Origin of the sequence: Flavobacterium cupreum, from assembly GCF_003996965.1 — a bacterium.
Taxonomy (GTDB): domain Bacteria; phylum Bacteroidota; class Bacteroidia; order Flavobacteriales; family Flavobacteriaceae; genus Flavobacterium; species Flavobacterium cupreum.
Window position 1 is genome coordinate 32,675 of record NZ_QWDM01000019.1, and the last position, 25,260, is coordinate 57,934.

Genomic DNA, 25,260 nt, shown 5'->3' on the forward strand with positions numbered 1-25,260 from the left:
TCGTTTGATTAATTCTTTGTTAATATAATTTTGGCGTTATCATTTTTTGAGACCTGTTCCATGAAGAGACGGTATTCATCGTATTCTTTATTCGAATATTTTCCTTTATTTAAAAGCATCGAACGCTTGTAAGTCAGTTTGTTGTTTTCTTTTTTGATGACTTCGGTTTTGTATTCCCCAAACTTTCCTTTCAATTCGAAATTTGCCGGAAGAAACTCCACAGTAAAACCTGCCGGAAGATTGATTTCGATTTCATCAGAATCCAGATAGCCGCGCTGAATCTGAAACGGATTTTTTCTGTTTCGGATTCGTTTTACGTTTCCATTGCTCCTATTGAATGCATCAACAGCAAAGATCATTTTATTGGCAGAAATGGTCGCATAATTTATGGCACTGATTTCAACATTCTCCGTAAAACGAATATTTTCCTTATCGTTTGTAAAAGTTATTTTTCCTAATTTCAAATTATTGATATTGTCCCAGTATTCTTTGTAATGTGCTTCTTTTTCCGTGGGCTGTAAATGCTCCACTCTTGCTTTTGAGTTATATTGGGATCCGCCGGACACTATTGAGACTGAGCCCGAAAAATTACCATTTTCATCTATCGTATAGTGACCTTTATCGGTTTGGTCATTGCCTTTATCTTCGTATATTTTAGTTCGTACAATTACACCGCCTTCGGGCTTTACCACCAAAACATCACGGTCATCTGTAAATGTACCCTGATAACCAAAAGGATCGTCCTGGCTCGTACATTCAAGCCATGTGTAATTATCCCCTGTCGGAATTGCCAATATCATGTGGTTTCCCTGCATCGAAACAAAATCAGACTGGATATTTCTTTTATAGGTATCACCATATAAGATCGTATTATAGGAAGGAACATCGACAGCTTCCAGAAGGGCTTTTGTATAATTGGTCAGGGCTTTACAATCACCATACCCTAAACGGTCCACATCGGTAGCAAGCATTGGTTTCCAACCGCCGATACCAATCGCAATATTGACATATCTTGATTTTTTCTGTACATAATCATAAATGATTTTTGCCTTTTTAACGGGATCTTTTTCATTACCAACAAGGGCTTTTATTTTTGTTTTCGTCTCTTCCGGCAAAACAGTAGTTCCGGTTAGAATTTTATCACCGTACCATTTGCCAAATGCTTCCCATGTTTTTGCTGTTCCATCTACACCTTCCAGATGAAAATTTTCCAGCCCCATCATTACCCTTGGAAAAAGATCGGAGGAAGAAGGGCTGTAATCTTCCGGTTTCTGCGCTAAAATGTTAGTTCCTACATAAGACAGTTTTGTATCCGTATCTATCGTTTTTTTGATGTTCAGGTCTGCAAACTGAAATTCTTTCTTTTTAAATCCGAGGTTATTCGGGTAAGTAACATTCAGAATACATTTTTCGATGCTTACATTATAACCGCTCAAAAAGTACCATTGTGGTATAAAGGCCGTATTTGAGGTTTGTATTTCACTGGTATAAACCACCGTAAACGGATAGGATATTGGCGTATATTCCAGGAAAACCACCCGACTGTCTGAAAAAAGAGTGCTTCCTCCTACCGTGCTTTGATCCTTAAAATCTTTTCTTTTGATTTTTTTAAGTTCCTTACCAAAAGCATCATAAACTACAGCTTCAATATTTTTTACAGAAGTAGTTTTATCGTAGTTCTGATAAGCATCAATGTCGCTTAGTCCTTTCTCATTAAAAACAGATACGATTCTTTGCGTTTTAATGTTCATGCTGCGTTGCGATTCAATGGTAATATCCATCTGATCTAATCGAACAACTGCATCCGCATTTTCTTTGAGACTGTCAGAAATAGAAATGGTAGTATATTCAGTCTTTTGAGCAAAAGAAATGAACGTAAATAAGAAAAAAAACAACGCGCAATATGGCTTTTTCATTAACAGGGAATTTCGCCAAATATATAGCATTTTTAGAAATCCTTAACATATCTTTAAGAATATTTATTCTCTGTTTTTGCTGTCTATTAAAATGGTAACGGGACCGTCATTTAAAAGCCTGACTTTCATATCTGCACCAAAGATTCCTGACTGTATTTTTTTATTAAACTCCTTCTCCAGAGTCGTTATAAACTGCTCATATATCGGAATAGCAAATTCAGGTTTTGCCGCTTTTATGTAAGAAGGACGGTTGCCTTTTTTGGTAGCTGCATGCAAGGTAAACTGACTTACAACAATAATTTCGCCATCGATATCCTCAACAGAACAATTCATGACCTCATTTTCATCACCGAAAATCCTCATTTTTATGATTTTCCCAACCAGCCAGTCGATGTCTTCCTGCGTATCGGCGTCTTCTATTCCGACTAAAACCAATAACCCTTTTTGAATATCAGCTGTTTTATTTCCATCAACTGTGACTGATGCTTCTGAAACTCTTTGAAGAACAACTCTCATATTTTTTCTAATAATGTGATTTTGCCACAGATTACACGGATTAAAAAGATTTTAAATTCCAGTTAGATGCACTGCTGTGCATCTCTACAATCAAATATTGTTTTTTTGGAATTTGGAATTTGAATATTAGAATTTAAAAAAATTCTTATTTCCTCAATTCATCACTTGCTTTTCGGTCTTCGTCATAAGAATCGGTACGATAATTTTCATCATCGCCCTCGAGGATTTTTAAATAACTGTTGTAACGGGACCAGGCGATCTCGTCTTTTTCCAGTGCCGCTTTTATGGCGCAATGCGGTTCTTCCTTATGCAGACAGTTATTGAACTTGCATTGGTCTTTTAATTTAAAGAACTCAGGGAAATATCCACTGATTTCTTCTTTTTCCATGTCTACAATCCCAAAACCTTTAATTCCGGGTGTATCAATGATTTTGGCATTAAAAGACAAATCGTACATCTCCGCAAAAGTGGTCGTGTGCTGCCCTTGTTTACTGGCTTCAGAAATGGTTTTGGTTTTAAGATGCAGGGAAGGTTCCATCGCATTGACCAGAGTGGATTTTCCGACACCGGAATGTCCTGAAAACATACTTACCTTGCCGATCATCATTTCTTTTAATTCCTCAACCCCTTTCATTTCTGTAGAAGAAACACGAAGGCATTTGTAGCCAATTTGCTGATACACGTATTGCATGTACAACTGATCTTCCAGCGTTGGTTCGTCAAAAGTATCTATTTTATTAAAAACCAGAATCGTTTCAATATTGTACGCTTCGGCAGTTACCAGAAAACGGTCTATAAAATTAAAGGTTGTGGGCGGATTATTAATGGTAATCAATAAAAACACACGATCAATATTCGACGCAATAATATGCATCTGATGCGATAAATTAACCGATTTACGAACGATGTAATTCTTTCTTTCGTGAATATTAAAAATCGTTCCCGTTACGGCATCAGAAGTTTCTTCGAGTTCATAATCGACAATATCGCCTACAGCAATAGGATTGGTACTTTTGATCCCTTTCATCCTGAACTTTCCTTTCATACGGCATTCTATAAAATCGCCTTTTTCAGATTTTACGGTGTACCAGCTTCCTGTAGATTTATAAACGAGTCCTGTCATTCAAATTGTAGATTTCAGATTTTAGATTTTAGATGTATTCTTAAAAACTAAAAAATATTAAAAGGCAAAATTACGTTTTTAGAATTGAACAACGCAACTTCGCCTTTTAAAATTAAAAAACACCTCTTAAAATGGGCTCATTTACCAAATAATTTCGGCCAGAATTTCGTTTTCTTTGATTTTCCCCAACTGAATTGTTTTTAAAGTTTTGGAAGTTTTTCCGGCTCTGGTCGTATAAATTTCTACCATAACAGTTGCCGGACCGCTTTCGGTTAATTCCCTTTCGCCAAAATAATTGGTTTTAATCTGATATTTGCCTTTTATGGCATTTCGGATTAAATATTGTTCCGGTCCGTAACCCTGCGTAAAATCTTTAGAAAATCGCGCTCCGGCTTGTGTACTTCTGTGTCCGTAAAAACATTCTTCGCCATTAGGTTCAATAATATGCAAATCCAAATCGACATCCATCAGGTTCCAGTTCATAATAATTCGGATATCAACCGGCATTTTATCCAGGTATTTTTTATCCAGCTTACCCGTTTTCAGATTTTTGTGTTCGATCATCAAACGATTAATATCCATAAGAATGATATCTTCTACACCTTCGTATTGTCCGCTCATTTCTCCGTAATAATTCACTTCCAGCGCTTTAATCAATTGATCGAAAGCTTCCTGGTATTTTCCTGCATCTTCGAGGGCCAAAGCATAATCCCTAAGGCTCTGTGGTTCATGTGCTCTCCATTTTGCAATTTTTCCTGCCGTAAACAAAGCATCATCAAAATCCTTCCATTGACGCAACGTGTACGTTAAAGTTTTATAAAGCTGATGATTCTCCAATCCTAAATCGGCAATATTGCTAATGACCTGCAATGCTTTTCTGACATCGCCCTGATTGTAAAAAAAGTGTGCCACATCAAAATAAAACGCAGGGTTTCTTTCCTGTGCATTTCTTAATTCAAAATACAATTCATATTGTTTTTCTTTTGGCGCAGAAGCCAAAGCCTTTAAATACAAGCGATCCGGATTCCAGGTTTTAGGTTGATTTTCGATTTCATTTGATTCTGCATATTCGACGTCTTCATCTTCGACATCTGAATTTTTTTTTGCATCAGAATGGGTTTCGCCCTCACTACTGATTATTTGATCGCTGGATACTGATGGCGTTATTTGAACTCCCGCGACTTTACCGGCAAGCGCTACTGGCATACTGGCATTATTAGAAATACTTTCTTGTGAAACCACCTGAGTAGAATACCCAACTGATTTACGTGCTCTGCTAGTGCCCAATGCCGTTACGACCACTTCTTGCAAGTGTTGTGAACTCTCTCGTAACTGAACCCTGATCTGATTGTTTCTGCCCACATTTACCTGAGAAGATTCATAGCCAATGAAGCCCACATTCAGATTACTGTTTTCGGGAGCCTGTATCGTAAACTTGCCCTCAAAATCAGTATTCACTCCTCCTCTGTCTCCATTTATACGAACCACAGCTCCGGGTAACGGCAAGCCCTGAGCATCGACAATAACGCCCGAAATAAATCCGGCCGGTACTCTTGCATTTCTGTTGGAGCTTACATTTGACACCCTGTTATTCGGTCTTTGAGGATGTCTAACTTTTACCTTTGGCTGCTGTTTTGGAGCGGTATATTTAAGATCTTGCTTCCACCAGGAATTTAATGCGGCAAAATAATCTTCAATACTTTCCCAATTATTCTTTTGTGCGGCCAAATTAGTATCCTGTTCCTGTTTCTTCATTCGATCAAATTCGGCACGCAATTCTGCAGGCGGTACGATATCGTAAGCGATATAATCGCGGATATCTTCCAGAACAATCAGGGAGGTGTTTTTGGTTATAATTCCGTATTTCTTGCCCAGAAGTTCGATTTCATCTGCATTTTTCTCATATTGCAAATCGAGATTGGCTATTTTTTTCTGGGCCCAGAGTTTTTCAATATTGACATCTGCTGTATTTTGAGCAACAGCATCCAGAGAGATTTTTCGCTCCACAACCACAGTATTGTTATAACCAAACAACAAGGTGATTTCACTTTTCGGATTGAGGGAAATCCCCGAAAAACTAAAACTCCCCGAAACCGAAGTACCTTTCATTGGAAATAAATCCGTGATGGTGTAATTTTCCTTTATTCCTAAAAATTTCAAATTATTGTTTACCAGCTTATCTAAAGCATTTGTCCCATCCAATTGATTCAGATTGATAAAATTACCGCCGGTTTTCATGGCAGCAAAATTCAGGAAAGCAAAGTCTGAAGAAACGGAAGAGGTAATCGTATACATTGGAATGCTTGTTTTCGGCAAAACATTTTCGCTTAAAGAAGATAATCCATCCGAAAAAAACAAAAATTCATCATGGACTGGAAAATTTATTTGCGAAAAACGAGTACCGCCATCATATTTTGTGTTTTGCAAAACGGATTTTAATTCAGCCCAATTACCCTCTGAAATCACAAATTCTTTTTGTTTTTCGAACGTATAATTTAAAAAATATAAAGTTACTTTAGTGTTTTTTATTTTTTGAAAATAGGCATCCAGTAAATTCAATTCCTTTTTTAAATCGCGTGTTTTACAGCTCAAAGAATTATCCCAGATTAAACCAATTGAAGCTGGCGCTTTTTTAGCAATTTTATTTCCTTCTACAAACGTATTTCCGTAAAAATAATATTGCCCTCCCAAATTCTGCATCAGTACACTTGGTGCATTTTCCTGAATCGGAATGTTAAAAACTAATTTTTCGGAAGGCTGATAATTTTCTTTTTTCAGTGACGTCTGAAAAGACTGATTCCATTTTGAAAAAACAAGTTGTTCCCCTGAATTTTCATTAATGGTCGGTGAAGCTTCAGTTCCCAATACCGAAACATTGATTTCAAACTTATCCAGCTTTTTCGGATAACGGCTCACCAGCTGATACGCCAGATTATTTTTATCGAAAGCAGAAAGTTCTTCTTCGTAGCCAATAATAACGATTCGTTCGCCATTTGGCATTAAGGGATAAATTCTCGTTCTAAAATTATTTCCATCTACCTTTTCCAACAATCCCGGATCCACACGACGATGTTCGATAGCTTCGAAAACCTGTTTTCCTTTGTTTTTATTTACCGGAACGGCTTCACGCATTTTCCCCTTGATATCAATTGCATATCTGGAAACCGAAACATTTTCCGGCAACGGAAAAATAAGCTCCGCCTCCATCTGACGGCTCCCCGCATTAAAAAAATGCATCTCAGCAGTAGTGTAAGCAATATTCCCAACCACTTTTACATTGACAATAAGCTGACTCATTCTGACGCTTTCCGCCGCATCACCTTTTACAGTCAATTCAGGGCTCTGTGCAAAAGTTTTTGTTCCTGCGAACAATAAAACAAAAAGGAATACTTTCAGGATTCCCTGAAAAATTTCCGGCTTAGAAAAACAGATTTTCGATTTCATAACGCGATAGTTAAGTTTGTATATAACTATAGAGTCTATAAAATCTAAAAAGGTTGGAATAGATTATAAAAAAAATTAAACCATATATGGTATATAAGAAAATATTAGTTCAGAATTGAAATTAAAAACCTTGAAAAACATAGGCCAAGGTTTTAACCTTGAGGACAAAGATTCGCGATTCAAAAAGATTGCGAACATCGATTGAATCCCAAGGTTAAAACCTTGGGTTATGTTTATATAGAAAATTCTATTTAACCTTCTATAACCTATATCCTTTAAAACCAAAAAAAATCCCCAAAGCCTTACAGCAATGGAGATTTCAAAAATTTTACCACATAGGTGATATAAGAACATTTATATGAAAAGTTTGCAAAACAAAAATAAACTTATATCACTTGTAGGATTTAAAAGAAATTAGGCGTTGAAAATTTTTTCCTGGTGTCCAATACTTTCCTGGTGAATGGCTTTGAACATTCTCAAAACAAACTCTTCCGTAAGTCCTTTTTTCTCCCCTTCCAAAATCATTTTCCCTAAGATTTCATTCCAACGATTGTTTTGAAGAATGGCAACGTTGGCATCTTTTTTCACCTGACCAATTTCGTCAGCTACTTTCATACGTTTTCCTAATAACTCTAGTAAGTTAGCATCCAAAACATCGATGTTAGCTCTTAGTTTCGTCATTTTAGAAGTGTACTGATCTGTTGTATCATCCGTTTTTCTGATCGTCAGATCTTTGATGATTTGTTTAAGGGCATCCGGAGTAACTTGTTGCGCTGCATCAGACCAGGCGTTGTCCGGATCGTAATGTGTTTCGATGATCATACCATCGTAATTCAAATCCAAAGCTTCCTGCGTTACTTCGAAAATCATTTTACGATCTCCTGTAATGTGAGAAGGATCGATGATTAATGGTAAATCAGGGAATTTATTCTGCAATTCGATTGCAATCTGCCATTCCGGGATATTTCTGTATTTTGTTTTTTCGTACGTAGAGAAACCTCTGTGAATAACTCCTAATTTCTCGATTCCGGCCATGTGTAAACGTTCTACACCACCTAACCATAAAGCCAAATCCGGGTTTACAGGGTTTTTAACCAAAACAATTTTATCTGTTCCTTTCAAAGTATCCGCAATTTCCTGAACTGCGAATGGATTTGCAGTAGTACGGGCACCAACCCATAAAACGTCGATATCATGCTCTAAAGCCAGTTTACAGTGTGCTGCAGTTGCAACTTCAGTACCCATTAATAAACCAGTTTCTTTTTTAGCTTTTTGTAACCATTTCAATCCAATTTCCCCAACACCTTCAAATCCTCCCGGACGCGTTCTTGGTTTCCATATTCCGGCTCTGAACACACTTACTTTTGAATCTTTCAACTCATGAGCGATTTTCAAAACCTGATCTTCTGTTTCTGCACTACATGGTCCGGCTATCACAAGTGGGTGATTTAAATTGAAATCCTCTAACCACTTTCTCATTTCTTTCTTATTTTCCATCTTTTTTTTTAGTTTATTTTTTAATTGTTAATCCGTTTAATATCTCTTTAATTTTATTCGTGCTTTCCATTTCTTCAAAAATGGCATTGTAATTTTCTTCTTTTAACAAATCCCTAAACCGACTGAGGTTTGAAATATATTCTTCTAAGGTTTCAATGACATGTTCTTTGTTTTGCTTAAAAATCGGTGTCCACATGGCTGGCGAACTTTTTGCTAAACGAACCGTACTTTCGAAACCACTTCCCGCCATATCAAAAATATCCTGTTCGTCTTTTTCCTTATTCATCACCGTTTTTCCGAGCATAAAGGAACTAATGTGCGACAAATGCGAAACGTAAGCAATGTGTTTATCGTGTGAAGTCGGATCCATATATCGAATCCGCATTCCGATTTCGCTAAAAAGCTTCAATGCCTTTTCCTGCAATTTGAAAGTGGTTTTTTCCACCTCACAAATAATATTTGTTTTCCCCTGAAACAATCCTTTTATCGCCGCCGATGGTCCGGAAAATTCTGTTCCTGCAATAGGATGCGTTGCGATAAAGTTTCTTCTTTTCGGGTGACCGGCAACTGCATCACAAATCGGTTTTTTAGTAGATCCCACTTCAAAAACAATGGTTTGATCACCAACCGAATCCAGTACTTTTGGCAGAATCGTCAGGGCAACATCTACAGGAACCGAAACAATCACAAAATCAGCTTCAGCCAATTCTTCGAAGCTTCCCGCCTGGTCAATAACACCCAAATCAATTGCTTCCTGCAAGTGCTTTTCGTTACTGTCTATTCCAAAAATAGTCGCGTCCGGATGTTTTTCTTTGATGTCCAGCACCATCGAGCCCCCTATTAACCCTATTCCTATTACGTATACTTTCATATTTATTTTTATTAGAAGCTAATTCCTGCTATCCGCTATATCTTTTCCGCCGAACCCCGGCACAAAAGGATGCCGCTTCTATCAGGGCTACGGCTTCTCGTTTTTTCCAAGACCTTTTTGATTTAAGTGCCACCCTGAGCGAAGTCGAAGGCTTATAAAACCAGAACGGGCTTCGACTTCGCTCAGCCTGACAGTCTATATCAAAAATCTTTATTCTCTATTCTTTATTCTTTATTCTTTATTCTTTATTCTAAAACCTATCTATCGCTTCCTCTACTTTTTCTTCTTTCACACACAACGAGAATCTGATGTATCCTTCACCATTGCTTCCGAAGATTGTTCCCGGTGTGATAAAAATATGTTTCTCGTATAATATTTCGTCAATGAACTTTTCTGCTGAAGCTATTCCTTCCGGCAATTTCGCCCAGACAAAAAGTCCAACTCCTTCTTTATACACTTCGCAGCCTAATTTTTCAGCTAATTTTTCTGTCAATTCTCTGCGGCGTCTGTAAATTTTGTTTTGGTCTTCGAACCAGGATTTATCACAATTCAAAGCCGCGATTGCGCCTTTCTGAATTCCGTAGAACATACCGCTGTCCATGTTGCTTTTTACTTTCAGGACTGCATCGATAATTTCAGGATTCCCTAAAACCATTCCGACTCTCCAGCCGGCCATGTTGAATGTTTTGCTTAATGAATTCAGTTCTAAAGCCACTTCTTTCGCTCCTTCCACCTGCAATAAACTCATTGGATTGTCATTCAGGACAAAACTATACGGATTATCATTTACGAGTAATATGTTGTGTTTTTTAGCAAAGGCAACCAATTTTTCAAATAACGCTAAACTTCCTCGGGCTCCTGTTGGCATGTGGGGATAACCGAGCCACATGATTTTTACTTTCGAAAGATCCAGTTTTTCCAAAGCTTCGAAATCCGGTTCCCAGGCATTGGCTTCTTTCAGATCATAATAAACCGGAACCGCTCCTACCAGATTGGTTACCGAAGTATACGTCGGATAACCCGGATTCGGAATTAAAACATGATCACCTTCATTCAAAAATGCCAGTGAAATATGCATAATTCCTTCTTTCGAACCCATCAGAGGCAAAATTTCATTATTCGGATTCAACACAACACCAAACTGATCCTGATAAAAATCGGCCATTCCTTTTCTCAATTCCGGCAATCCCTGATAGCTCTGATACCCATGCCCGTTTTCATCCAGAATTGCCGCAGCTACTGCTTCAATTACTGCTTTTGACGGACTCAAATCAGGGCTTCCGATTCCCATATTGATGATCGATTTTCCTTCAGACTGCAGCTGACGCACTTCTCTCAATTTCGAGGAGAAGTAGTATTCTTCAACTGTATCTAATCTTTTTGCTGTTGTAATCATTTGTATTTTTTATTAAAAATGCTTTAGGCTTTAGTCCGTATGCTGTATGCTTTTTTTTACTTTTAAACTTCTTTCATCCTCAGCGAAGTCGAAGGTTTTTGAAAACTAACGGGGGCTTCGACTTCGCTCAGCCTGACAATCATTATTTTAAACCTTTGGAATTTGGAATTTCAAAAAATTGGAATTTCACTTTACGGCTTTGTATTTTTATATTCTCCCAGAACTTTTAAATATTCTGCCATAATATTCAGTAATGCTTTGGCTTTTGCAAAGTCTTCGTATTTCTCGAATGTCACATCTACGAAAAACGAATATTTCCAGGGAGTCTCAATTTTTGGAAGCGACTGGATTTTTGTTAAATTCAGTTTACAATCGCTCATTACATTGAGAACTGCCGCTAAACTTCCTCTTTTATGGTCCAGTTCAAACTTGATGGAAGCCCTGTTGATTTCGTTTTCAGGCAAAAATGAATTCTGTTTTTTAATAATCACGAAACGCGTCATGTTATTTTTGATCGTTTGAATTTCCGGTGCCAGAATTTCCAGATCATACATTTCAGAAGCCGTTTTACTCGCAATGGCAGCAATTCCGGTTAACTGTTTCTCCTGAATTCTTCTGGCGGTTTCGGCGGTATCTTTATCTTCAACCAATTTGATGTTCGGATATTTTTTTAAGAAATCCATACATTGCAACAGTGCCATCGGGTGCGAATGAACTTCTTTTATATCCTCTATTTTTTGGCCTTTCAATGCCATTAAATTTTGGTGAATGCTCAGGTAATGTTCTCCGATAATGTGCAGATTATTCTTGTCGATCAACGCATAATTCGGGATAATTGGCCCTGCAATCGAATTTTCAATTGCCATAACGGCCTGATCCGATTTTCCGGAAAGCAGGCTGTCAATTAATTCTTCAAAAGACAAACACTCATCAATAGCCACATTTTCAGAGAAATACTCCTTTACGACCTGATGGTGGAAAGAACCTTTTATACCTTGTATTGCAATTTTCGTTGTCATATATTCAAAAAAAAATCCTGATTTTCATCAGGATTGTATATTAGTTTTATTTGTCTTTTTTAATTTTCTCAAATAACCATAGCACAATCCCTACTTCTACTAAAGAAGAAATAAAAAGAGTTGCTAAAATAAAAACGGTTATTAGACATTTTGTTTGTGTTTTTCAATAAATTCTCTGCGAATGTATAAATTATTTTCACTGCACCAAAAAAAATATTGCATTTTATGAAACAAAAAAGGATTTCTTAACAAATTACCTGCCTTTTGTAAGATATTTAAATAAATAGCCCCTAAAATGCGATTTAGACAATTGGTTTTGAAGGAGCTGCTTAGATTCTGAGGCACTAAGGTTATCAGAGCCTAACTATATGCTTACTCTTTTGGACCAATTTTTAGGAGAGCGGGAAGTATGAAAAACACCGTAGATTATTATTTCATCTTTTTCAAATTGATAATGAATACCATATGGAAATCTTGCGATGAAGCTAATCTTTATCTTTTTATATTTCTTTTGAAAGGAATCTGGATTTCTTGATATTTCTTCTATTCCTGCTTCCAGACAAAGTTCAAAATCATAAGAAAGCCCTAGTCTTTGCTCTTCATACCAAATAACTATTTCCTAATATCATATAAAGCTTCCTTTAGAAAATGAATTTTAGGCATTATCGAATCGATTTTAAATGAGCTTTGACCTCATCCCATGTGTACAGTTCCGTTTTACCTTCTTCCAGATTCTGTATCCTATGATCTAATTCTTTTTTGACATCATCAGAAATCTCCAAATCCTTTTTAGAAACGCTATCCCACAATTGCTCCGCCAAAACAATTTTTTCAGCATCGCTATATTTAGATAATTTTTTGATCTCCATGTTTCTATTATTATAATTGATATAACAAATTTAATCAAATTTACCTTTGAAATGAATTTCAATAAAAGAACTGTTCTATTTAAACTGTAAAACAAAAAAAAGCAGCTATCATTACAATAACTGCTGTTTTACTTTAAGAATAAATCTATTCTCTTTATTCTCTTTTCTTTATTCTATTTCTTTATTCTAAAAAAAATTAAGACCCACACATCTCACAATCCTCAGGATCTGCGGCTTGTGCTTTAAGCAACATTGCTTTGTAGTCTTCAACACTAATTGGTTCTGTTTCCGGAACTAAAGTTGCTGATGCTGGTGTGCCTTCTTCTTTTTTATCGTTGTTTAAGGTGAATTTAATTGCATCTACCGCAGATTTTGTTCTTAGGTAATACATTCCTGTTTTCAAACCGGATTGCCATGCGTAGAAGTGCATAGACGTTAGTTTAGAGAAATTAGCATCCTGCATAAACAAATTCAATGATTGCGACTGGTCAATAAAATAACCTCTCTGACGAGACATATCCAAAATATCTTTCATAGACATTTCCCAAACTGTTTTGTACAATTCTTTGATATCGTCCGGGATTCCGTTAATGTTCTGAACAGATCCGTTATGACGCATAATTTCCTGCTTCAATGATTCATTCCAGATTCCTAATTTCACTAAGTCTTCCAGTAAATGTTTGTTTACCACGATGAATTCTCCTGAAAGCGTTCTTCTGGTGTAGATGTTAGAAGTATAAGGCTCGAAAGCTTCATTGTTTCCTAAAATCTGAGAAGTGGATGCGGTTGGCATCGGCGCTACTAATAAAGAGTTACGAACTCCGTGCTCTACTACTTCCTTACGCAATGAAGCCCAGTCCCAGCGTCCTGATAATTCTTCATCTTTCATTCCCCACATATTGTATTGGAATTCTCCTTTTGACATTGGAGATCCTTCAAATGTAGAGTATGGCCCTTCTACTTTTGCCAGTTCCATAGAAGCGGTAACAGCAGCAAAGTATAATGTTTCGAAAATTTCATGGTTCAGCTGTTTTGCTTCGTCACTTGTAAAAGGCATTCTTAACATGATAAAAGCATCTGCAAGACCCTGAACTCCCAAACCAATTGGTCTGTGACGTACATTGGAGTTTTCAGCTTCTTTTACCGGGTAATAGTTTCTGTCAATTACTTTATTTAAGTTGAATGTCACACGTTTGGTAACATCAAATAATTTTTGGTGATCAAATTTACCATTCTCCACAAACATTGGCAATGAAATCGAAGCCAGGTTACAAACCGCAACTTCATCCGGAGACGTGTACTCGATAATTTCAGTACATAAATTGGACGAACGGATTGTTCCTAAATTCTTTTGGTTCGATTTACGGTTAGCCGCATCTTTGTACAACATGTACGGAAGTCCTGTTTCTACCTGAGACTCCAGGATTTTTTCCCAGATTTCTCTCGCTTTAATCGTTTTTCTTCCTTTTCCTTCTGCTTCATAACGTAAATACAAAGCGTCGAATTCTTCACTGTGCACTTCTGATAATCCAGGGCATTCGTTAGGACACATTAAAGTCCATGTTGAATCTTCCTGAACTCTTTTCATGAATAAATCCGGAATCCACATTCCAAGAAATAAATCACGGGTTCTCATTTCTTCCTTACCGTGGTTTTTTCTCAAATCAAGGAAATCGAAAATATCGGCATGCCATGGCTCGATGTACATAGCAAAACTTCCTTTACGTTTTCCTCCACCCTGATCTACATAACGGGCTGTCATATCGTATACACGAAGCATTGGAACAATTCCGTTTGAAGTCCCGTTGGTTCCGCTGATATAAGAACCGGTAGCTCTAATATTGTGAATCGCCAATCCGATTCCTCCCGCTGATTGCGAAATTTTAGCCGTTTGTTTCAGAGTATCATAAATACCATCAATACTGTCATCTTTCATTGTCAATAAGAAACAAGATGACATTTGAGGTTTTGGTGTTCCGGCATTAAATAATGTAGGCGTCGCGTGCGTAAAGAATTTTTTAGACATCAATTCATACGTTTCAATCGCAGAAGCAATATCATCTTTGTGAATTCCGATAGAAACACGCATCAGCATGTGCTGTGGTCGCTCTACAATCTTTCCGTTTAATTTTAACAGATAAGAACGCTCTAATGTTTTGAATCCAAAATAATCGTAGTTAAAATCACGATTATAAATAATAGTAGAATCCAGCACCTGAGAGTTATTCTTAATTACTTCGTAAACATCATCTGCCAATAAAGGAGCTTCTTTCCCTGTTCTTGGATTAACATAATGATACATATCCGACATCGTTTCCGAGAACGATTTTGTTGTATTAGAATGTAAGTTAGAGATAGCAATACGAGCGGCTAACTGGGCATAATCAGGATGGGCAATAGTCATAGAAGCAGCTGTTTCGGCAGCAAGATTATCCAATTCTGAAGTAGAAACACCATCATACAATCCTTCGATAACGCGCATGGCGACTTTTACAGGATCTACAAGTTCATTAAAACCGTAACACAATTTTTTGATTCTGTCTGTAATCTTATCAAACATTACCGGCTCTTTGCGTCCATCTCTTTTTATTACATACATAAGCTTACTTTTTTATTGTTATTGAAAAAATGAAAGACACTGGAATAACGGATTCCAGTACTTAAACATTGTGTGTTTTATTGTTTTTATTTTGAGAATTACAGGATTCTCAATAGTTACCCGGTTCCAGTTTGAAAAACAAATTGAAAATGAATTAAAATAATTGAATCCGCGATTTGGGATGAGATTCAATCTGAAAATATTGTGTTATAATTGTATTCTTTTTAGTGTTTTTTTGGGGCAATCACTAAAATATTCCTACTGCGCTAAAAATCGGCATCAAAGCTAATTTTCTGAGAATCGCTATCGCCGCCTGAGCCACTGTTCATTACTCCGGCTTTTTGATATTCTGAAACTCTTTTTTCAAAGAAATTGGTTTTTCCCTGTAAAGATATCATATCCATAAAGTCAAATGGGTTTGCGGATCCGTAAACACGCTCACACTCTAACTCAACCAATAATCTGTCTGCAACAAATTCCAGGTACTGCGTCATTAAAACTGCATTCATACCAATTAAACTTACCGGAAGAGATTCCGTAACAAATTCTCTTTCAATATTTAAGGCATCAACGATGATTTCTTTGATTCTCTCCTTCGGAACTTTATTTATTAAATGATGATTGTGCAAATGCACTGCAAAATCGCAATGTACTCCTTCATCACGGGAAATCAATTCGTTTGAAAATGTCAAACCTGGCATTAATCCACGTTTTTTCAACCAGAAAATTGAACAGAAAGCACCTGAGAAAAATATACCTTCAACAGCTGCAAAAGCAATAAGTCTTTCGGCAAACGAATCAGAATCAATCCACTTTAGAGCCCATTCTGCTTTTTTACCAATTGCAGGAAAAACTTCCAGCGCATTAAACAGTTCCGCTTTTTCCGCTTCATCTTTAACATAGGTATCAATAAGAAGGGAATACGTTTCACTGTGAATATTTTCCATCATGATCTGAAAACCATAGAAAAATTTCGCTTCGGCATACTGAACTTCATTTACAAAGTTCTCTGCAAGGTTTTCATTTACAATTCCGTCAGAAGCAGCAAAAAAAGCTAAAATGTGTTTTACGAAATAACGTTCGTCATCTGACAACTTATTATTCCAGTCATTTAAGTCCTGGTGCAAATCAATTTCTTCTGCAGTCCAAAAGCTCGCTTCCATCTTTTTGTACCAATCCCAAATATCGTGGTGTTTGATAGGAAAAATTACGAAACGATTCTTGTTTTCTTGTAAAATTGGCTCGACTTGTGACATGGCTTTTATGTTTATTTTTTGTATTGAATTTTTGCTGATTCAGTAGAGTACAAAGATTGTCATTTGTTGGCGAAAATAAAAGCCAAACTTATTCACAATTGGTCGTAGTTTTTAACAACGGGCAAAAAGTAGGATATTTTTCAGACAATAATTAAATATTTGTAAATGAGGCGTTTAATATTGTCATTTATACCGTAAGGCCCTGTAAAATATAGACTTTTTATAATAAAAAGCAAGAAATTTTTAATTGTTTTTAAAAGTTTTTTTTTGAGTTAAAACTTTATTTTTTGAGTTAAAATATGCCCTTTTAAAATCGTAACTAAGACCTCTGGATTTTACGATTTTTTGAGTTCTTCGGCTACTTTTTCAAGTTCCAGATACCAGTCCTGACCGAAGCGGCGAATCAGGGCTTCTTTGACAAATTTATACACCGGAACTTCTAATTCTTTACCTAAAGAACAGGCGTCGTCACAAATATCCCATTTATCATAATTGACTGCTGCAAACTCAGTGAAGTCTTTTACACGAATTGGATACAAATGACAGGAAACCGGTTTTTTCCAGTCTACAATTCCCTGGTTGTAAGCCTGCTCGATTCCGCAAAGTGCTGTTTTCCCGTCAAAAATAACGTAAGCACAATCTTTATTGTCTATTAATGGTGTTTCAAGATCACCATCGGTTCCTTTTACCCAGGTGCCCTGCGCTTCAATAGCCGCAATTCCCTCTTTTCGTAAAAAGGGTTTGACTTTCGGATAAATCTCTTCCATGATTTTAGTTTCTGCCTCACTCAAAGGTGCACCGGCATCTCCGTCAACACAGCAGGCTCCTTTACAAGCTGACAAGTTGCACACAAATTCTTTTTCAAGAATATCTTCTGAAATAATGGTTTTTCCTAGTTGAAACATGATAGTAAAATACTGAAATTTATAAAGTGCAAAGATAGTCAAAGAAAACAGATGAAATGAGATTAAATTCTAACCACATCATCATTGGAGTTTAACCGCAAAGAGCGCAAAGTTTCCCGCAAGGATCGCGAAGTTTTATCATCAACAAGAAACTAATCATTGTAAAAACTACAAACCATTTACTTATAAGCTGGCGGCCTTTGCGAAAGATCTTTGCGAATCTTTGTGGTGAGGAGAATGTTTTGTTATAAAAATCGTTATTTTAATCTATATTACATGTTTTTATAACAAAAATACGAGACGGCTGATTTTATCAAAAAAAGGCCTGACTTTATTATCTACCTTTGCACATCTTTAAACACTAAATAGAAAAAGTATGTTAGAAATTGATTTTAAGGAAATTATCACTGTTGGAATGGTACTTTTTGCAGTAATTGATATCGTAGGATCTATTCCGATCATTGTAAACCTAAGAGCAAAGGTGGGTCACATCGAATCTGAGAAAGCTTCCATTGTTGCCGGAATGATTATGATTGTTTTTCTTTTTGTTGGAGAAGGTTTTTTAAGTCTTATAGGTATCGATGTGCATTCGTTTGCTGTTGCAGGTTCTTTTGTCTTATTTTTTCTGGCTTTGGAAATGATTTTAGGCATCCGGATTTATCGTGATGAGGAGCCGGGATCAGCATCTATAGTTCCGCTAGCGTTTCCTTTAATTGCCGGCGCAGGAACCATGACCACTTTACTTTCCCTCCGTTCCCAATTTCACACCATTAATATTATTATCGCCATATTATTGAATATCATTCTGGTTTATATTGTTTTGAAATCCTCAAAAAAAATCGAAACTTTATTAGGAGAAAACGGATTAGGCGTGGTGCGCAAGACATTTGGAGTAATACTTTTAGCAATTGCTGTTAAATTATTCGCTGCTAATGTTAAAGGTTTGTTCGTCTAACGGATATTTTTATAAATTTACCCCATAAAATTTAAAAAATACAATTTTGCGGCAATCCCTGCCGGAAAAATTTTACTTTACTATTTTAGACAAACAAACAGCCATTATGAAAATTTTCACTTCAATCTTAGTGCTTTTAGCATTAGCTTTAATTGTTTTTAATATTACGTTGCTGGACTTTAAAAACCCTTTCCAGGGTGAAAGTGCAGTAGCTTTTATTGGAATAGCAGCTTCCTTTTGCGCCGTTTTGATCCTATTGATTTTTAGAATTTCAAAAAAAATAGAAGAAAAAACAAACGGCAGATAATATGTTTGACACTTTAATTATCGGTGGAGGCGTTTCGGGCATGTCTTGTGCCCTTGTTTTAGGTTCGGCCAAAAACAAACCTTTTGCAAGCGATAAAAAAATCGGAATTTTTACACATCAGAAAAATTCTTCTTTACAGGAAGCGATTTTCTACAATGCTTATGGCATAACACCAGGCAAACTGGGCTCAGAGTTACTTTCTGAAAGCACACAGGATCTGGCAGTAACGTATCCGCATATTACGCAGATTGCGAATGAAAAAGTAATCAAAGTAGAAGGATCTTTTCCTGAATTTACGGTTACGACTAATAAAAACTCCTATCAAACCAAAAGCATCGTCATCGGAATTGGTTCTGCGAATACTTTTGACATCGAAGGACTGATGCAGTATATTGAACCTCATAAAAAAGCATTACCGGAAAAGCAACGCATTCAGCTTAAAAATGACGATCATAAAGTAGCAGAGGGCATTTATGCAATCGGAACCCTGGCAGGCTGGAGAAGTCAACTGGCCATTGCTGCCGGAAGTGGCGCTGCTGTAGCAACAGATATTCTTACTTTATGGAACAACGGTGTGCAGACTCATTCACATGACAGTATTCGATAATATAAACTTCTTATATAATTAAAAACCATTAAAAAATTAAGGCAGTTAAGTTTTGAAGCTTAATTTTCTTAATCTTTTAATGGTTTTTTTATTCCCTAAAGTGTTACTTCACCGAAACAATCTCTTTTACCTTGATATGTTTCTCTGTATCTGTTTTCCAGAGTTCCCCTTTTAAAGAAACTTCATCGCCTTGTTTTAATACTTTATAATTTTGCGGGCCACCCACATTAACAATACTGATTGTTGCAAAATAAACTTCATTCTTGTCTGTATTAATCTTAGCTGTATAACCATCCTTACCGAATTCAATAGCTTCTACTTTTCCGGAAACCGTGTTTTTATCTTTCATACAAGCACAGGAAATCACAAAAGTCATCAAAACAATCAGAGCACTTATTCTTTTTAAATTTTTCATATTATAATTATTATTTTACCGTAAAGTTCGCTACTGTTTAAGCGAAATCCGTTACATCCTGTTTTAAAAAATTATTATTATTTACTGTACTTTATCTCAGTTCTGCACAACTGCCTGCAATCACTTTCAGGTCTTCACCAAATTGTTTCCAAACCCTGATATAACGGAGTGTCGCATCTATCGGATTATTGTCGTAGTGGCCTTTTAATGAAACCGCAACACTAACAATGGCTGTATCCCCGATACAATTAATGATTTGATCTGAGGCTTCAAGAAAATCAATCTTCATTTTACCAGACCGATACGCATTCAGATCAAATTCTTTGGTGATCGTCTGCCCGTCAGGTAAGTTGAAAAGTAAATCATCATGCAGCATTTTTTCTAATACTGAAACGTCCGCATATTTAATTGCAGTAAGAAGTTCTATCTCTGCATTTACAACATTGCTTTTTTCCATAATAAAAAAAGTTAAGATTACTTTTTTGGATTCAAAACGGCTTTAACCATCGCATCCTCTTTTAGAATTACATCGTAGTAATACAATTCACCATACAACTGTCTGGCAAACTCAGCATTAATATAGCGATTAACCAAAGCTTTGGTTTTATCCAGTTTCAGGTCTAAACCGGTCATTAAAATATAGTTCCTGAACTTTTTGAAATACACATCAGAGTTTTTCATCCTGGCCTGAAATTCACTAAAATTGAGCCCTTCAAATGCGTCCCGGTTTTTATCCAGTTCTTCGAAAACAAAATGCCCTACAATTCCGGTCTGCATCAGGTAAGCTACATTTTCATTTCCGTGTTCCGCTTCCATTGGCACAAAAACATCCGGAACGATTCCGCCTCCGCCGTAGACGATTTTTCCTTTTGGTGTTTTAAATTTTAGTGAATCCGCTACTTTTATGCTGTCTTTCGCATAAAGTTCGCCCGATTTAATACGGTCTTCGGATTCTTTATAATATTCTTCGTTTCCTTTTTTATACGGTTTCTGGATTGACCTTCCCGTTGGCGTGTAATATCTAGCAACCGTCAGTCTTACCGCTGATCCATCGTTGAAATCCATTTCACGCTGTACGAGTCCTTTTCCAAAAGAACGACGGCCTACAATAGTGCCCCGATCATTATCCTGAAGGGCTCCGGCCAGGATTTCACTTGCCGATGCACTGTTTTCATTAATCAGCACATATACTTTTCCGTTTTCAAAACTTCCGCCCTTATTGGCATAGGTTTTATCGGTCGTTCCGTTTTTACTTTTGGTAAAAACGATTAGTTGTTTGTCTTTTAGGAATTCATCGGCAATCGCAACCGCTTCTTCCATATAACCGCCTCCATTATCACGAAGGTCGATAATCAATGACTGGATTCCTTTATTTTGCAAACGGGTCAAGCCTGTTTTGAATTCTTTATAAGTGGTTTCCGCAAAACGGTTTATTTTGATATAACCCGTCTTATTCCCCAGAAACAAAGATGCATCAACACTCTTTATCGGAATAATATCCCTTTTGATTTTGAACTTAAGCTTCTTCTGTTCCGATTTTCTAAAAACAGTCAGTTCAATTTCAGAACCTTTAATTCCTTTTAATCTTGAAAAAAGGCTGTCAGAAGGCAATTTCCTGCCGAATAATTTGGTTTTTCCGGCAAATAAAATACGGTCTCCGGATTTCAATCCTGCTTTTGCCGAAGGACCATTTTCGACCGGCCTTATGATGGCAACCGAATCTTTGTACATATAGAAATTAATTCCGATCCCGACGAAATCTCCTTTCATGCTTTCGGCAACTTCTGCCTGTTCGGTGGGTGGGATGTAAACGGAATGCGGATCCAATTTAGACAGTATATTGTCAACGGTCAGATTTACAATCGAATCGGTATTGACGCTGTCAACATATTCTGTATTGATAAAGTCAATAAGTTTGTTCAGTTTTGTTTTGGAGTAATTTTTGGCCAAAAGCTGATCATCAACGGGAGCATTCATCAGGCTTCCGAGGACTGTGCCAAGAGCAAAGACGGCTCCTATAACAATGGGTAAATATTTTGAGTTGAATTTCATTTACTCTTCTAAATCGGGAATATGTGCTACTTCGATACCTGCTTTTATTAAAAACTGAATTCCCGAATCGTCTCTGTATCCATTCTGATACACGACTCTTTTTATGCCTGACTGATGTATTAATTTACTGCACTCTTTACAGGGTGAAAGTGTAATATACAAGGTCGCTCCTTCACAGGATTGTGTTGATTTTGCTACTTTCAGGATAGCATTTGCCTCGGCATGCAGAACGTCCCAGCGTGTTAACCCGTCTTCGTCTTCGCAGCAATTCTCGAAGCCGGACGGGGTTCCATTATAACCGTCGGAAATAATCATCCGGTCTTTTACAATAATGGCACCAACCTGTTTGCGTTTACAATACGAAAGCAAACTCCATTCTTTGGCAATTCGCAAATACGCTTTATCGTATTTATTTATTTTATTTAATTCCATTTATTTTATCTGTTCCAAATAGGGCTTTCAATAATCATAGGAATGACAACTCCTATAATAAAAGCTGACATTACAAGCGCCCAGTCCCGTTTCGAAAAACGAAAAACTGTCTGCACTATATAGGATAATACCAAAGCCACAAAGACTACTACGAGTTGCGCTACTTCAATTCCTAACGCAAATTCTCCCAAAGGTAGTAATTTTGAGGTTGCCGTCCCTCCTAATATTGTCTTGAAATAATTTGAAAATCCAAGTCCGTGTATAATTCCAAAAAACAAGGTTACAAAAAAGATTAGATTCAGTCCGTCATTCTTAGCCGTTTTTCCGGCTGTAAACAAATGATACAAGGCCGTTATTAAAATCGTAATCGGAATTAAGAACTCCACAAGATTAACTTTCACAGCTATAATTCCAAACACAGAAAGCACCAGAGCCACAGTATGACCAATTGTAAAAACAGAAACCAGAAGCAAAATACGTTTCCAGTCTTTGAACGTATAGGGAACTGTTAGTGCGATTAAAAAAAGAACGTGATCGTACGCATGAATATCTAAAACATGCTTTAATCCTATTTGAAAATAAATCCAAAATTGTGACATAGAGGTACTGGTATTAATTGATTATGGGGTTGTAAACTTACGATTAATTTTGAAAATTCAAGAAAAGCCCGCATTAAAACAACGTAGAAAAATAAGTTAAATTTTATGAGAACTTTAAAATTAATAATTTAAAATAAAATTTATCTTTGCACCATAAAAAAACATAATTATGTCATTTTCAGATTTATTTGATAGCGAATTTAAACAAAGAAACAAAGGTCACTTTTCAGCTATTGTTCGCGTAGCATTAGCCGATGGAATTGTACATCCTGAGGAAAAAAAATTCTTGGATAAATTAGCTGCACGTTTAGAGATTTCAGAAACTGAATACGAAGAAATCCTTAACGACCCATTAAAATATCCGATTAACCCACCTTATTTACACGTACAGCGTTTAGAGCGTTTATATGATCTGACAAGAATGGTACACGTTGACCACCATCTGGAAGACCAACAAGAAGTAATGTTACGAAAATTAGGTATTGCTTTAGGTTTTACGCCAAGCAACGTAAACTATATCGTTGCAAAAGCATTATCGCTAGTGGATAAAAAAGTAGACGGTGATACTTTTGTTTACGAAATGCAACATATGCATAAATAGTATTCAGTTTATAGTCGCAGTTTACAGTTGCAGACTGACACAGAGATATTGAAAATAAAAAAACCCGACTGATTTAAGATTTGTCGGGTTTTTTATTTATATCGCTAAACCCGACAGGTTTTAAAAACCTGTCCGGTTTGATAACTGTGACTGAAAACTGAGACTAAAAACTAAGACTTACTCCGCCTCTGCCATAAACTGTTCGGCTTTTTCGACCATATTATGACTTCCACAGAAGAAAGGAACTCTTTGGTGCAGTTCGGTGGGCTGGATTTCCATAATTCGTCCGAAACCATCTGTTGCTTTTCCTCCCGCCTGTTCGGCGATAAACGCCATTGGATTACATTCATAGAGCAAACGTAATTTCCCTTTTGGTGCTTTCGAACTGGTTGGATATAAGTAAATTCCGCCCTTGATCATGTTTCGATGAAAATCAGACACCAGACTTCCGATATATCTGGAAGTATACGGCCTGTCTTCTTCTTCTCTCTGGCAATATTTAATGTAGTTTTTTACACCCTGCGGAAAATGAACATAATTGCCTTCGTTTACCGAATAGATATTTCCGTTAACCGGGAATTTCATATTAGGATGTGACAGGTAAAATGTTCCGATAGCCGGATTTAAAGTAAATCCGTTTACGCCATGACCTGTAGTGTAAACCAACATTGTTGATGTTCCGTAAATCACATATCCGGCAGCCACCTGGTTTACGCCCGGCTGTAGAAAATCTTCGCTGGTCACCGGAGTTCCAATTGGCGTAATTCTTCTGAAAACAGAAAAGATAGTTCCCAAAGAAACATTGACATCGATGTTTGACGATCCGTCTAAAGGATCCATTAAGATCACGTACTTATTATTATGACTGTTGTCGCTCCCCTGAACAGTAATAAAATCGTCGTTTTCTTCAGAAGCGATACCACAGACAATCTCACGGTTTATTAACGTCTGGATAAATACTTCGTTTGCATAGACATCTAGTTTTTGCTGATCTTCTCCCTGAATATTCTGTTCGCCTGCTGCGCCAATAATATCCACTAATCCTGCTTTGTTTACTTTATAGTTGACCACTTTCGCCGCCAAACGTATAGAGTTGATAATTCGGGATAACTCCCCCGATGAGTATTGAAATGCTTTTTGGTTCTCAATAATAAACTCTCCCAGTGTTTTATTGCGTTCTTCCATTACTATATCGTTGTAGTTTTAATTTTAAGTCACAAATATCGTTTTTTTTGTGAGAATGGTTTAAAAATTATTTCGTTAGTTTGCTACTATTGTATATTTGGTAACCAAAAGCAAAAATTGAGTACTAAAACCATACTATTTTAGCTAATAAACGCTTAATAATAAGAATATATGAATATTAGAAAAGGAAATCCGGAAGACATGGAATCGGTTTTAGGATTAATACAGGAGTTGGCGATATTCGAAAAAGAACCGGATGCAGTTGTAATAACAACAGATGATTTAGTACGTGACGGTTTTGGCGAAAACCCGTTGTTTCATGTATTTGTGGCAGAGGTTGAAGAAGAAATTGTTGGAATCGCATTATATTACTATCGTTACTCTACCTGGAAAGGAAAAACAATTCACCTTGAGGATTTAATTGTTAAGGATAAAATGCGCGGTACCGGCTTAGGATCTGCCCTTTACTCCGAGATTATGAAACAGGGAAAAAAAGATAATGTGAGAAGAATCGAATGGAATGTTCTGGACTGGAATACACCTGCCGTGAAATTCTACGAGAATTCCGGTGCAAAAATTCTTGAAGAATGGAGGGTGGTTCAAATGAGCGAAGCAGGAATTAATTCTTTCCTGGAAAAATAATCAAAAACACGTTTTCCTTTCCCTAGCAGGGAGATGAAGATTAACGTTAGTTAA

Annotated in this window: 23 protein-coding genes; 5 read left to right on the top strand and 18 right to left on the bottom strand. The window is 36.7% G+C overall.

What is annotated here, in order from left to right; translation table 11 throughout:
• Window positions 1–8: 8 nt before the first annotated feature.
• The 12 genes from D0817_RS21725 to D0817_RS21785 form a co-directional block, all read right to left on the bottom strand.
• Window positions 9–1,916: a DUF3858 domain-containing protein gene (locus D0817_RS21725; protein WP_127340452.1), complete on the bottom strand. Its 1,908-nt coding sequence runs from the start codon at window positions 1,914–1,916 to the stop codon at window positions 9–11.
• Between the two features lie 63 nt (window positions 1,917–1,979).
• On the bottom strand, window positions 1,980–2,432 hold the full coding sequence (gene dtd, locus D0817_RS21730; RefSeq protein ID WP_127340453.1) for a D-aminoacyl-tRNA deacylase: 453 nt from the start codon (window positions 2,430–2,432) through the stop codon (window positions 1,980–1,982).
• Between the two features lie 145 nt (window positions 2,433–2,577).
• Entirely contained in the window at window positions 2,578–3,555 is a 978-nt protein-coding gene (rsgA, locus tag D0817_RS21735) for a ribosome small subunit-dependent GTPase A (protein ID WP_127340454.1), read from the bottom strand.
• 141 nt (window positions 3,556–3,696) lie between these two features.
• Window positions 3,697–6,999: a DUF2135 domain-containing protein gene (locus D0817_RS21740; protein WP_127340455.1), complete on the bottom strand. Its 3,303-nt coding sequence runs from the start codon at window positions 6,997–6,999 to the stop codon at window positions 3,697–3,699.
• A 414-nt stretch (window positions 7,000–7,413) separates the two neighbouring features.
• Window positions 7,414–8,496, bottom strand: a complete 1,083-nt coding sequence (locus tag D0817_RS21745) for a bifunctional 3-deoxy-7-phosphoheptulonate synthase/chorismate mutase type II (protein WP_127340456.1) — start codon at window positions 8,494–8,496, stop codon at window positions 7,414–7,416.
• A gap of 13 nt (window positions 8,497–8,509) precedes the next feature.
• A complete protein-coding gene (locus tag D0817_RS21750; RefSeq protein ID WP_127340457.1) occupies window positions 8,510–9,367 on the bottom strand; it encodes a prephenate dehydrogenase in 858 nt (285 codons plus the stop codon).
• Between the two features lie 250 nt (window positions 9,368–9,617).
• Window positions 9,618–10,763 carry a pyridoxal phosphate-dependent aminotransferase gene (locus D0817_RS21755; RefSeq protein WP_127340458.1) on the bottom strand — a complete coding sequence of 382 codons (1,146 nt, stop codon included), beginning with the start codon at window positions 10,761–10,763 and terminating at the stop codon, window positions 9,618–9,620.
• 191 nt (window positions 10,764–10,954) lie between these two features.
• On the bottom strand, window positions 10,955–11,782 hold the full coding sequence (locus D0817_RS21760; RefSeq protein WP_127340459.1) for a prephenate dehydratase: 828 nt from the start codon (window positions 11,780–11,782) through the stop codon (window positions 10,955–10,957).
• Between the two features lie 662 nt (window positions 11,783–12,444).
• Window positions 12,445–12,651, bottom strand: coding sequence for an addiction module protein (locus D0817_RS21770; protein ID WP_127340460.1), 207 nt, complete (start codon window positions 12,649–12,651; stop codon window positions 12,445–12,447).
• Window positions 12,652–12,847: 196 nt separating this feature from the next.
• The gene (locus tag D0817_RS21775) at window positions 12,848–15,250 is read right to left on the bottom strand and encodes a ribonucleoside-diphosphate reductase subunit alpha (RefSeq protein WP_127340461.1); all 2,403 of its coding nucleotides are present in this window, start codon (window positions 15,248–15,250) and stop codon (window positions 12,848–12,850) included.
• A gap of 266 nt (window positions 15,251–15,516) precedes the next feature.
• Entirely contained in the window at window positions 15,517–16,506 is a 990-nt protein-coding gene (locus D0817_RS21780) for a ribonucleotide-diphosphate reductase subunit beta (RefSeq protein WP_127340462.1), read from the bottom strand.
• A gap of 335 nt (window positions 16,507–16,841) precedes the next feature.
• Window positions 16,842–17,411 carry a DUF3109 family protein gene (locus D0817_RS21785; protein WP_055093679.1) on the bottom strand — a complete coding sequence of 190 codons (570 nt, stop codon included), beginning with the start codon at window positions 17,409–17,411 and terminating at the stop codon, window positions 16,842–16,844.
• A gap of 376 nt (window positions 17,412–17,787) precedes the next feature.
• Between D0817_RS21785 and D0817_RS21790 the strand changes: the two genes are divergently transcribed.
• From D0817_RS21790 to D0817_RS21800, 3 genes are all read left to right on the top strand, one after another.
• The gene (locus tag D0817_RS21790; protein WP_127340463.1) at window positions 17,788–18,366 is read left to right on the top strand and encodes a MarC family protein; all 579 of its coding nucleotides are present in this window, start codon (window positions 17,788–17,790) and stop codon (window positions 18,364–18,366) included.
• Between the two features lie 106 nt (window positions 18,367–18,472).
• Window positions 18,473–18,673, top strand: a complete 201-nt coding sequence (locus D0817_RS21795) for a hypothetical protein (RefSeq protein ID WP_127340464.1) — start codon at window positions 18,473–18,475, stop codon at window positions 18,671–18,673.
• Between the two features lies 1 nt (window position 18,674).
• Entirely contained in the window at window positions 18,675–19,280 is a 606-nt protein-coding gene (locus D0817_RS21800) for an FAD-dependent oxidoreductase (protein ID WP_127340465.1), read from the top strand.
• 103 nt (window positions 19,281–19,383) lie between these two features.
• On the opposite strand, the gene D0817_RS21805 is transcribed toward D0817_RS21800, so the two are convergent.
• The 5 genes from D0817_RS21805 to D0817_RS21825 all read right to left on the bottom strand — a co-directional run bounded on the left by D0817_RS21805 (window position 19,384) and on the right by D0817_RS21825 (window position 22,778).
• Window positions 19,384–19,695: a hypothetical protein gene (locus D0817_RS21805; protein ID WP_127340466.1), complete on the bottom strand. Its 312-nt coding sequence runs from the start codon at window positions 19,693–19,695 to the stop codon at window positions 19,384–19,386.
• Between the two features lie 91 nt (window positions 19,696–19,786).
• The gene (locus tag D0817_RS21810; RefSeq protein WP_127340467.1) at window positions 19,787–20,152 is read right to left on the bottom strand and encodes a nuclear transport factor 2 family protein; all 366 of its coding nucleotides are present in this window, start codon (window positions 20,150–20,152) and stop codon (window positions 19,787–19,789) included.
• A gap of 17 nt (window positions 20,153–20,169) precedes the next feature.
• Window positions 20,170–21,747, bottom strand: a complete 1,578-nt coding sequence (locus D0817_RS21815; RefSeq protein ID WP_127340468.1) for a S41 family peptidase — start codon at window positions 21,745–21,747, stop codon at window positions 20,170–20,172.
• Window positions 21,748–22,179 (bottom strand): deoxycytidylate deaminase, encoded by a 432-nt coding sequence (locus D0817_RS21820; protein ID WP_127340469.1) that lies wholly within the window; start codon window positions 22,177–22,179, stop codon window positions 21,748–21,750.
• Window positions 22,180–22,184: 5 nt separating this feature from the next.
• Window positions 22,185–22,778 carry a HupE/UreJ family protein gene (locus tag D0817_RS21825; protein ID WP_127340470.1) on the bottom strand — a complete coding sequence of 198 codons (594 nt, stop codon included), beginning with the start codon at window positions 22,776–22,778 and terminating at the stop codon, window positions 22,185–22,187.
• 169 nt (window positions 22,779–22,947) lie between these two features.
• Between D0817_RS21825 and D0817_RS21830 the strand changes: the two genes are divergently transcribed.
• Entirely contained in the window at window positions 22,948–23,379 is a 432-nt protein-coding gene (locus D0817_RS21830) for a tellurite resistance TerB family protein (protein ID WP_127340471.1), read from the top strand.
• A 177-nt stretch (window positions 23,380–23,556) separates the two neighbouring features.
• Here the strand turns inward: D0817_RS21830 and fbp are convergent, their stop codons facing one another.
• Window positions 23,557–24,564 (bottom strand): class 1 fructose-bisphosphatase, encoded by a 1,008-nt coding sequence (gene fbp, locus D0817_RS21835; RefSeq protein WP_127340472.1) that lies wholly within the window; start codon window positions 24,562–24,564, stop codon window positions 23,557–23,559.
• A gap of 171 nt (window positions 24,565–24,735) precedes the next feature.
• Between fbp and D0817_RS21840 the strand changes: the two genes are divergently transcribed.
• A complete protein-coding gene (locus tag D0817_RS21840; RefSeq protein ID WP_127340473.1) occupies window positions 24,736–25,206 on the top strand; it encodes a GNAT family N-acetyltransferase in 471 nt (156 codons plus the stop codon).
• Window positions 25,207–25,260: the final 54 nt, after the last annotated feature.